1 protein-coding gene is annotated in these 1682 nt (G+C 64.6%); it reads left to right on the forward strand.

The genetic code is table 11. The annotated features are described in order from the left end of the window. Positions 1 to 201 precede the first annotated feature (201 nt). A partial coding sequence (locus tag EOD15_RS33830) for an outer membrane beta-barrel protein (protein WP_185929154.1) occupies positions 202 to 1682 on the forward strand: 1481 nt, incomplete at its 3' end.

The following is a 1682-nucleotide window of genomic DNA, read 5'->3' on the forward strand; positions in this document are numbered from 1 at the left end:
CCAAGGCATGTTGCCCGAACGTGCGCGGTGGTTTTGACGACGGCAGGCGCCAAAACCAAAAGCTTGACGCAGGCGGTATGAATCCCTTTGGAAATCAGCGCTTCAGCTGGTTGACGGGCCGCCGCCTCAACCCTCCGTTAACCATCCCCATTTACGGTTCGGTAAGTATGGCGCGCGTGCGCCGCGCAAGCAGTGGTGGCGATGTCCGGGGCCCAGCCAGAAAATTCGACAGGAAGAAAGGGCAAGGCGGTCTGCGCCTTGCTGCTGGCAACCAGCATGTTTGCCTTGCTGCGCCCGACTGCGCTCCATGCCCAGGAAACCGAACTGCGCGGCGAGGTTTCGGAATCGGCGATCCTGTCCGACCAGCAGCGCAAGGCGAGACAGCTGGCCCTGGCAGCGCAGGGTCAACAGCCGGCCAATGCCGCGCAGGACAATGCGCCGGCCCGCACCTATCTGCCGGCCAGCGCCGGTGCTGTGCCTGACGATACGGATACCGGCGATGCCATCGCGACCGGCAGCCTCTTCGACCAGCCGGCAGCCACTGACGACACGTCCGCCGACATCGCGGCGCCGCCCAAGCCTCGCCGCCGCTCATCGACTGCCGGGCAGAATGCTGCTGACCAGGCCAAGGACAAGGCTGCCGACAAGTCGAAAAAGAAGAAGAAATCGACGGCCGACACCTCCGACATCACCGCCTCCACGACGGACGCCACCGATGGTGAAGACACCGATGCGGACACGGCCAACCGCCGCGCCCTCACCATCGACAGTGCCGACAGGCAGAAGCTCGACCCAGGCGCGGAGCGCACGGACGCCATCGAAGGCCAGAAGAAGAAACCGGAGGATGATCCGTTTGCCGCCACCGGCGTGAAATGGGGCTCCTTCGTCATCCGGCCGACGATCGAACAGGGCCTGACCGCCACCTCGAACGGCGATTCGAGCAGTGCCGGCACGTCGGCGCTGCTGTCCGAGACAGCGCTGCGCTTTTCCGCCGCCTCCGACTGGCGCGAGAACTCAGCCACGATCGACGGCTATGGCCTTTTTCGCGAGACCGTGTCGGGTTACCCGGTTCACGACGCGCAAGGGCGCATCGAAGGCCAGCTCAATGTCGACCTCGACAATGAGTTGCGCGCCATCGCCAAGCTCGGCTACGAGGCCGTGCCGGAATCGGCATCATCACCGGACGCCATTGCCGGCGTCAGCAAGCAACCGCTGCGGCAGACCATCGATGGCAGCCTCGCCGTCGAAAAGCATCTCGGCAAGATGCAGTACACGCTAACCGGCGCGGTCTCGCACGATTTTTACGGCGACGCCAAGCTCTCGGACGGCACCTCGCTGTCGCAGAAGGATCAGGACTCCACACTCTACACAGCGACGTTGCGCACCGGCTACGAGATCTCCCCTGCCCTGACCCCGTTCACTGAAATCGAGGTCGGCCGCCGGACCTATGATCAACGCATCGACGATGAAGGCTTCGAGCGCTCGTCGACGCGGCTCGGCGCCCGCGCTGGCCTTGCACTCGACATGGGCGAGAAGCTGTCGGGCGAATTCTCGGCCGGCTGGCTCAGGGAAGCGATCGACGACAAAAACCTTGATGCGATCTCGGGTGCCACCGTCAACGCCGACCTCAAATGGTCACCGGAGCGCGGCACCACGATCGGCCTGACCGGGCGGACCACCGT

Source organism: Mesorhizobium sp. M7A.T.Ca.US.000.02.2.1, assembly GCF_003996995.1.
Taxonomy (GTDB): Bacteria; Pseudomonadota; Alphaproteobacteria; order Rhizobiales; family Rhizobiaceae; genus Mesorhizobium.